The following is an 8,733-nucleotide window of genomic DNA, read 5'->3' as shown; positions in this document are numbered from 1 at the left end:
TGCCCCCGCTGCTGTTGCTGTTGCGGCCGTGCGCTTCAGCGTCGGCACCAGCACCAGCACCAGCACCAGTGCCAGTGCCAGTGCTGGCGTTGGTGTCGTGGTCGTGGTGGGTGATGACCGCCTGGCCGGGGCCGGTCTTGGTGACGGTCCAGCCGGGGGTGTGGAGGCGGCCGTGGTGGAACCGGCACACCAGGATCAGGTTGGCGGCGTTGGTGGGGCCGCCGTCGGCCCAGTGGATGATGTGGTGGGCTTCGGTCCACGCGACGGGCCGGGAGCAGCCGTGCCAAACACACCCTCCGGGCTGTTCAAGCTCGAGCTTGCGCCGCAGAGCGGCATTCGGGAGGCGCAGGGCGCGGCCGAGTTCGACCGCTTCGCCGGTGGCGTAGTTGAACACGGCGGGGATCACGGCGCCCTCGCAGGCCAGGAGCCGGGCTTGGGCGAGCGAGATTGGCCGCCCGTCCAACAAGGGCACCCGGCCGGTGTCTTTGCCCTGCAACGTCTCGATGTCGACCAGTAGATCGAGGGTGGCGGTGTGCCCGTGCCGGGTGGCGGCCTCGGGGGAGGACCCATAGCCCGCGAGGAGCTGGTGCAGGGCTTCGGCGTGCCGGTTCGCCTGCGGTGGCAGCACCCCGTCGGTGTCGGTCTCGTCTTGGCGGGGCGGCGGGCAGGCGGTCTTCAAATACTTGTCGAGGAGGCGCCCGGTGGTGGCGGTGAGTTCGCCTTCGAGGTGCCACATGCCGTTCCCGGTCTCGACCAGGTCCAGCCGCTGCAACGACTGCTCGCCGAGCGCATCCAGCAGTTCCGATTCCTTGGCGATGGCCGCCCACAGCCCCTCGAGGTGCCGCTGGAGGTCGGTGAACGGCGCGTGCTGGCAGTACTGGGCCACCATCGCCTCAGGCGTCGCGCAGAGGACCGCGTCATCGAAAGGGGAGGGCACGGGTGCCCGGAAGGGGGTGCGGGCGAACAGGCGCATCGCCGGGGTCTGGTCGAGTTGCCGGACCGCGTAGGCGACCTGATCGATCCGGGCTTCCCCCGAGACCGCCGCTGCGGTGAGGATCCGGAACTTGCCTGAGAGGCGCGCGATCGCCGCGATCGCTCCGGCGGTGTTGAACGTGAAGTCGAACTGGGACAGCAGCAGATCCCGCAGCGCCGAGTAGCCGAAGGCCGAGCGGTGGAGGTTCCGTTCTTTCATCACGATGACGGCGGCGAGCACTTGGGCGTGCTGGGCGTTGATCAGATCAGCGGCCGCATCAAGGGTGGCGCGCAGTTCCCGGGCTTGGGCGGCGCGGTCGGTGCCGATGAGAGAGGGAGCGTCCGGGGTGGTGGTGCTGGTGCTCATCGGGGACTCGCCTCCCTTGCCGTGTCGCTGTGCTCGAATACTTGCCTGATTGTCGGTGATGCCGTACTTCATCAAGTGTGACAGGACGACTGCGGACTGTCATCGGTCGAAGGTATGAAAAACCGCCCGATCACCCCTAACTTTCGTCAGGGTCCCCTGCGGCCCAACACGAACCACCACCCCCACCACACCCCCGCACCCCGACCACCGCGGCCAGACGCCCGCCACCCCACCCCGGGCACCCACCCACCCCTCCGTCGCTGCCCGCTCTGACTCCGACCCACCCCCACCCGCACCCCGAAAACCAGGCCGATCTCAAAGGCACCCCACCGTCGCCGCCCGCTCTGACCCCGACCCACCCGCCACCCGCACCCCGAGAACCAACTTCATCCAAAGAGGACGCCCCGTCGCCGCCCGCCCTGACCCCAACCCGCCCGCACCGGCCGGCCACGCGCACGCCCCGGCTCAAAGGGGCGCCTCCCCATCGCTGCTCGTTCCGACCGCAACCCCTTCGCACCGCAGACGGCGAAGGGCCCGCCGCTGCCGCGGCGGGCCCCTCGGTGGTCCGTGGGAGGTCTACTCCTCGGTCTTGTCCTCGTCCTCGGCGGCTTCGGCCTCGGCCTCGGCGGCCTTGCGGCCCGGGAACAGGTCCTCCTCGGTCAGCTCCTTGCCGGAGGCGTCGACCACGGTGGCCTCCTTGACGACCTCTTCGAGGGCCAGCTGCTGGCGCAGGGAGGCGGCGATCTGCTGGAGGCCGCCGTTGGTGCGCAGCTCGTCGACGAAGCGCTGGAACTGGTCCTGCGGGACGCCGCGCTGCTGGGCCTGGCGCACGACCTCGGCGGTCATGAGCTCGCCGGAGACCTCGAGCTCGCGTTCGCTCGCGATGCGGCCCAGGATGATCGACTGGCTGAGGTTCGACTCGACGTCGTCGCGCAGCTCGGTGTCGAACTCCTCGGCGGTCTTGCCGACCGCGGTCAGGTACTCCTCGAAGCTGCCGGCGAGCTGCACGACCTGCTCCTGGAGGTGGCCGCGGGTGTGCTCGATCTCGTCGGTGACGGTCTTCTCGGGCAGCGGCAGGTCGACGGCCTCGATGAGGGCCTCGAGGGTCTTCTGGCGGGCCTCGTTGGCCTTGCCGGTCGCACCCTGGGTCTCGAGGCGCTCGCGGGTGCTGTCGCGCAGCTCGGCGAGGGTGTCGAACTGGCTGGCCATCTCGGCGAAGTCGTCGTCCAGCTCGGGGAGCTCGCGCTCCTTGACCTGGGTGACCTTGACCTCGACGTCGGCGGTCTCGCCCTCCTGCTCGCCCGCGAGGGTCGACTGGATGGTCTTCTCGTCGCCCGCGGCCATGCCGATGAGGGCCTCGTCCAGGCCGTCGAGCAGGTTCCCGGAGCCGACCTCGTGGCTCATGCCGGTGACCGAGCCGCCCTCGACCTCTTCGCCGTTCTGGGTGGCGCGCAGGTCGATGACGACGAAGTCGCCCTCGGCCGCGGCGCGCTCGACGGTCTTCAGGGAGGAGAAGCGCAGGCGCTGGGACTCGAGGTCCTTGTCCACGTCCTCCTCGGTGACGTCGCCGGCCTCGACGGTGACCTTCAGGGAGGCGAAGTCGGGGAGCTCGAACGCGGGGGTCACGTCGGTCTCGACCACGAACTCGAAGGGCTTGCCCTGCTCGATCGGCTTGACCTCGGTCAGCTCGGGGCGGCCCAGCGCGTTCACGTCGTTCTCGGTGACGGCCTTGTTCAGGTTGGCCTGCACGGCCGGGTCCATGGCCTGGGCGAAGACCGACTCGCGGCCGACGCGCTGGTCGATGACCTGGCGGGGCGCCTTGCCCGGGCGGAAGCCGGGGATGCGGATCTGCTGCCCGACGCTCTTGTACGCCTCGTTGATGTAAGGCGCCAGCTCTTCGAACGGCACCTCGACCGACAGCCGCACCCTGGTCGGGCTCAGGGTCTCGACAGTGCTCTTCACAGACGTACTCCTAGATCAGATTTCGCTCAATTGCCTTGACGTCGGCGCGGAGGTCGCTCCAACCGAATCGGGCCGCCGGCGGCGCAGCGTCGACCCCCCGCTCCGACCGAGTCTAGGCCGCCGCAGGCCGACGGCCCCGGCGGGTGTGGTCGACATCGCCCGCGACCACCATAGAGAACGCGGTGCGGCCGGGTGCCCGCGCCCGCCGTGAAAGCGTGCTCCGCCACCCGGCGGGGAACGCGGCTCACCCGTTCGGGTGCCCGGGCGGAAGGCCGCGAAACGGCCGCCGGGGCGGCGTGGAGCGGTGATCGCCTAGAATTCGCCGTGCAATCGTTCTCCGGAGGAGGGGACGCCCGTCGCCGCCTCCGCTCGACATCGGGGCGCCGCGCGCCCACCGCACCAGACCGGCGCCGCTCGGCGGCGCCGCACCCCGAACAGGAGTGAACGCCGTGGTCTCCCCCGCCATCCTGGTCTTCACGAAGACGACCGGCTTCCGGCACGACTCGATCCCGGCCGGCGTCGAGGCCGTCGAGCGCATCGCCGCCGACCTCGGTTTCACGACCGAGCACACCGAGGACTCGTCGGTGCACAACCCGCTCGACCTCGCCCGCTTCGCGGCGACCGTGTGGCTCTCGCCCTCCGGGGACGTGCTGGACGAGCTCGAGCGGGCCGCGCTCGCGGACTTCGTGACGGGGGGCGGCGGATGGTGCGGCGTCCACGCCGCCGCGACCGCCGAGCGCTCCTGGCCGTTCTTCACCGAGCTCGTGGGGGCCCGGTTCATCGGCCACCCGCCGGGGTGCACGGCGGGCGAGATCGAGGTCAAGGACGCCGAGCACCCGGCGACCGCGCACCTGCCGAAGCGCTGGTCGTGGACCGACGAGTGGTACAGCTTCGACGAGCGGCCCGCGGACGTGGAGGTCCTGCTGGAGGTCGACGAGGACACGTACGACACCGCGGACCTGGCGATGGGGGCGCCGCACCCCCTCGCCTGGCACCGGCGGCTCGAGTCGGGCCGGTGCTTCTACACCGCGCTCGGGCACGACGCGGGGGCGTACGCGGACGCGGACTTCCTCGCCCACCTCAAAGGCGGGTTGCAGAGCGTGCTTCCCGCCAAGTGACCTGGGACACGTAAGATGGTGAGGCTTCGGTCCCCCTTCTCCCGGCAGGTGGTCACATGGGCGACGCCGCTCGCATCCTCGTAGTCGACTTCGGCTCCGTGCTCTTCGACTTCGATCCGGTCCACCGCCTCGGCCTCCTGTCGGAGCGGACGGGCCTGGCGCCCGAGGAGCTGCACCGGCGGCTCTTCGCGTCGGGCTTCGAGACGCGGTGCGAGTCGGGGGCGCTCACGGCCACCGAGATCCACCGGGAGGTCGCGGACCTGACCGGGTTCGACGGGGACTTGGAGGAGCTCGAGGCCCTGTGGACCTCGGCGTTCACGCTGAACCGGGAGGTGCTGGAGGCGCTGGCGGCCTCCGGGGCGGTCCTGGCGGTCTTCTCCAACAACGGGCCGCTGTTCGCCGAGTGCTTCGACGCGCGGTTCCCCGAGGCGGCCCGGTGGTTCCGGCACCGGTACTTCGCGTGCCGCCTGAAGGCCCGCAAGCCCGAGGACGCCGCGTTCGAGGCCGTCGAGCGCGGGTTGAAGGAGGCGTTCGGCGCCGCGCCGGGCGACCTGACGCTCATCGACGACAATCCGGACAACACCGGGGCCGCGGCGCGCCGGGGCTGGCGGGCCCACACGTTCGACGGGGCGGCAGGACTCGAAGCGGCCGTCACCGCACCGGACTGAGCCGATGCGCTACACTCGTCTGCGTTCCGTTCGCGCGGAGCACGCGGGTGTAGCTCAATGGTAGAGTCTCAGTCTTCCAAACTGATTGCGCGGGTTCGATTCCCGTCACCCGCTCAGGACAACGCCCCGGCCTCGGCCGGGGCGTTTCGCCGTATGGGCCTCCAGGCGGAGGTCGTCGGGCGGCCGCCCCTGTCTTTCGTCAGGGGTGGTTCCGGTCTTTCTACCGGTGTGCGGGCCGGCGCGGATTTCTAGCCTTCATAGGGAACCCATGAGAACGGAGCTCCCTATGAGAACCAAGTCGGCCAGATTGACCGTGGCGGCCCTCGCGGTCGCGGCCGCAGCGGCGGCGGTGCCCTCACCCGCGGCCGCGGCCGAACCGCAGGCCTCCCCCGAGGCGATCGACGCCTACCTGTCCGAGCTCGCCGAGACCTCGGGCGTGCCGGGGCTGTCCGCGGTCGTCACGCACGAGGACGAGGTGGTCTTCGCGGGCGGCTACGGCCACGACTCGAACGGCGAGGACATCACGGAGGACACCCCGATGCGGGTCGCCTCGGTCTCGAAGTCGTTCACCGCCATGGCCGTCATGATCCTCGTCGAGGAGGGCGCGATCGACCTCGACGGCACGGTCGCCGGGCAGCTGCCGGGATTCGCCATGGCGGACGACCGGGCCGCGGAGGTGACCGTGCGGCAGCTGCTCAACCAGACCTCCGGGTTCTCCGACACGAGCATCGACGTGGTGGACCTCGAGGCGGCCGCCTCGCTGGAGGAGTACGTGTCGCGGCTGGGCGACGACGCGCTCGCCGCCGACCCGGGGACGGCCTACGCCTACTGCAACGTGAACTTCGACGTCGCCGCCAGGTTGGTCGAGGTCGCCTCCGGGCAGTCCTTCGCGGCCTTCATGCGGGAGCGGGTGTTCGGTCCGCTCGGCATGGAGCACAGCGCCACCCGGGACGAGGACGTCATGCCGGGGCTGGGGTACAACTCGCTGTTCGGCCTGTGGATCGCGCGTGAGGAGGCGCCGGGGTTCATCGACGACTCCGGCAGCGGCGGGATCATCACCAGCGCCGCCGACATGGGGACGTGGCTCATCAGCCAGGGCGGCCACGGCGAGCAGCTCGTGAGCCCCGAAGGCCTCCAGGAGATGCACACGCCCTCGGCGATCCAGGAGTACGGCATGGGGTGGGCCGTCGAATCGGACGGCACGCTGGTCCACTCGGGGAACCTCATGACCTACAACGCGGTCGAGTGGATCGATCCCGAGAGCGGGTACGGGATCGCGCTGCTCACCAACGGGGCCGGGCTCGCGGACGTCACTTACGCCGGCATGGAGGGCCTGGCCGCCGTGGTGAACGGCGAGGCGCCCGAGGAGCCGGCGCGGGACCGTCAGCTGTGGGAGGTCGTGCTGGGGGCCCTGTGCCTGGTGGCGATCGGCCTCGGGGTGCTCGGGGTGCGGCGGTCGCGGCGCTGGGCCGAGAAGCGCGCGGGGCGCCGCAGGTGGGTCACCGGGCTGCGGGTCGCGGCGTGGCTGATCCCGGCCGCGGTGTTCGCCGCCTACCCGTCCCTGGTCTCCCTGATCTCGGCCGGGCGCACGGTCACCTGGCCCTCGGTGTGGTACTTCGCGCTGCCGCTCTCGGTGACGCTGCTGGTCGCGGCGCTCTCCGGGGCCGCGGTCGCGGTCGCCCGGGTGGTGCGGCTGCGGTCGGTAGGCTCGGTCGCATGATCAATGCGGCGGTACTGGCCCTCATCGCCGCGGCGGCGGTGGTCAACGGTCTCGACACCGAGGCGCTGGCGATGTGGCGGCAGTTGCTCTTCCTGGCGCTGGCGGTGGCCGCCTACCTGCACGGCCGCCGCCTGCCGTGCCGGTGGGGCGCGCAGGTGCTGCTCGTCGAGGCGGTGCTCACCGCCTTGATCGCGGTGGTGGATCTCGGGGAGGCCGTCAGCGCCTCGGCGGTGCTCGGCGTGTTCGTGATGCTGCCGTGGTTCGTGGGCCGGTACCGCCGCCAGCAGGTGGAGCTGCTGCGGGCCGGAGAGGAGCGGGTGGCGCGGCTGGAGCGCGAGCGGGAGCTGGTCGCCGAGCGGGCCCAGGCGCAGGAGCGGGCGAGGATCGCCGCGGACCTGCACGACTCGGTCGGGCACGATCTGGCGCTCATCGCGCTGCGGGCGGGAGCGCTGGAGCTGGCCCCGGCGCTGGCGGAGCCTGACCGGGAGGCCGCCGCGGCGCTGCGCGCCAGCGCGGTGGAGGCCACCGACCGGTTGCGGCACGCGCTCGGCACGCTGCGGGAGGGCGCGGCGCCGGTCACGCCGTTCGACGAGCCGGTGGAGGCCCTGGTGGAGCGCTCGGTCCGGGCGGGCATGGAGGTGCGGTTGGAAGTGGAGACGGAACCGTTGCGACCCCTGGTGGACCGGGCCGTGTACCGGGTGGTGCAGGAGGCGCTGACGAACGCGGCGAAGCACGCCGCGGGAACGGCGGTGACGGTGCGGATAAGGCAGAGGGGTGACGTGGTGCGAATGGCGGTCGTGAACGCGGGAGGAAAGGTGCCGACCGGCACCGGCCTGCGGTGGGAGAGCAGCACCGCGCCTACCGGTTCGGCCCCGATGAAAGCCGATGCGGTCTGGGCCGGGCGGACGGGGACGGAGTCCGCCGGATCAGGTCCGGCGGCCGGTCCGCTGCGGGAGCGCCTGCCGGGAGAGTCCGTGCCCTCCGGATCGGGGCCGGCGGCACCGGTCGACTCGGGGCGAAGGGAACTGGAGGGCCCGCCGCGGGCGTCCGTGTCCGGTGGGGCGGGGCTGGCCGGGCTGGCCGAGCGGGTGCGGCTGCTGGGCGGGACCTTCACTGCGGGACCGCGCGGCGGGGGCTTCGCGGTCGAGGCCGAGCTGCCGGTGCGGGGTGACGCGTGATCCGGGTGCTGCTGGCTGACGACGAGGGCATGATCCGGGCCGGGGTCGCCGCGATCCTGGCGACCGACCCGGAGATCGAAGTGGTGGCCGAGGCGGGCGACGGGGCGGCGGCGGTGGAGCTGGCGCGGGCCCACAGGCCGGATGTGGCGCTGCTGGACATCCGGATGCCGCGCATGGACGGGCTGGCGGCCGCGGCGGAGCTGCGGCGGGTGGTCCCGGAGGTGGCGGTGGTCATGCTGACCACGTTCGACGAGGACGACTACGTGGCGCGGGCGCTCGTCGAGGGCGCGAGCGGGTTCCTGCTGAAGGCGGCCGACCCGAGGGAGCTGATCATCGGGGTGCGGGCCGTGGCCGAGGGGGCGGCGTTCCTGTCGCCGAGGATCGCGCACCGCGTGATCGCGTCGATGGGCCCTGCGGGGCTGAGCCGGAACGCGCTGGCCCGCAAGAGGACGGCGGTGCTGACGCCGAGGGAGAAGGAGGTGCTGGGCCTACTGGGAGAAGGCTGCTCGAACCAGGACATCGCCGCGAGGCTGCACCTGTCGGAGGGCACGGTGAAGGGGTATGTGAGCGCGGTGTTGACGAGATTGGAGGTGAAGAACCGGGTCCAGGCGGCGATCCTCGCTTATGAGGCGGGCCTGGTGGACCAGGCCTGAGCCGGTTGAGGACGGCAGGGTCGAAGGCCTGGGGCGACTTGCGCAAGGCGAGGCCGGCCGCATGAGCCGATCGCCCGATCGGCGGGGTCGGAGGC

The 8,733-nt window shown here is 71.8% G+C and carries 7 protein-coding genes and 1 tRNA gene; 6 read left to right on the top strand and 2 right to left on the bottom strand.

Annotated features, from left to right (window positions below):
- A partial coding sequence (locus LO763_RS11110; protein WP_230602048.1) for an HNH endonuclease signature motif containing protein occupies positions 1–1,339 on the bottom strand: 1,339 nt, incomplete at its 3' end.
- 576 nt (positions 1,340–1,915) lie between these two features.
- On the bottom strand, positions 1,916–3,301 hold the full coding sequence (gene tig / locus LO763_RS11105; RefSeq protein WP_230602047.1) for a trigger factor: 1,386 nt from the start codon (positions 3,299–3,301) through the stop codon (positions 1,916–1,918).
- Positions 3,302–3,750: 449 nt separating this feature from the next.
- Here tig and LO763_RS11100 point away from each other — a divergent pair, with 449 nt between their 5' ends.
- From LO763_RS11100 to LO763_RS11070, 6 genes are all read left to right on the top strand, one after another.
- Complete coding sequence (locus LO763_RS11100) at positions 3,751–4,419, top strand: ThuA domain-containing protein (RefSeq protein WP_230602046.1); 669 nt, start codon at positions 3,751–3,753, stop codon at positions 4,417–4,419.
- A 56-nt stretch (positions 4,420–4,475) separates the two neighbouring features.
- Positions 4,476–5,087 (top strand): HAD family hydrolase, encoded by a 612-nt coding sequence (locus tag LO763_RS11095; protein WP_230602045.1) that lies wholly within the window; start codon positions 4,476–4,478, stop codon positions 5,085–5,087.
- Between the two features lie 43 nt (positions 5,088–5,130).
- Positions 5,131–5,201 (top strand) — tRNA-Gly (locus LO763_RS11090).
- 172 nt (positions 5,202–5,373) lie between these two features.
- Complete coding sequence (locus LO763_RS11085; RefSeq protein WP_230602044.1) at positions 5,374–6,807, top strand: serine hydrolase domain-containing protein; 1,434 nt, start codon at positions 5,374–5,376, stop codon at positions 6,805–6,807.
- Positions 6,804–7,985: a sensor histidine kinase gene (locus tag LO763_RS30260; protein ID WP_304608812.1), complete on the top strand. Its 1,182-nt coding sequence runs from the start codon at positions 6,804–6,806 to the stop codon at positions 7,983–7,985. Before LO763_RS11085 ends, LO763_RS30260 begins: the two co-directional genes overlap by 4 nt.
- Entirely contained in the window at positions 7,982–8,638 is a 657-nt protein-coding gene (locus tag LO763_RS11070; protein ID WP_230602043.1) for a response regulator, read from the top strand. The genes LO763_RS30260 and LO763_RS11070 overlap by 4 nt, the downstream gene beginning before the upstream one ends.
- Positions 8,639–8,733 lie beyond the last annotated feature (95 nt).

The sequence above is a fragment of the Glycomyces amatae genome (assembly GCF_020991375.1).
GTDB lineage: Bacteria > Actinomycetota > Actinomycetes > Mycobacteriales > Micromonosporaceae > Glycomyces > Glycomyces amatae.
Note: the sequence above shows the minus strand (reverse complement) of the source record. Positions and strands in the feature narration are given on the sequence as shown.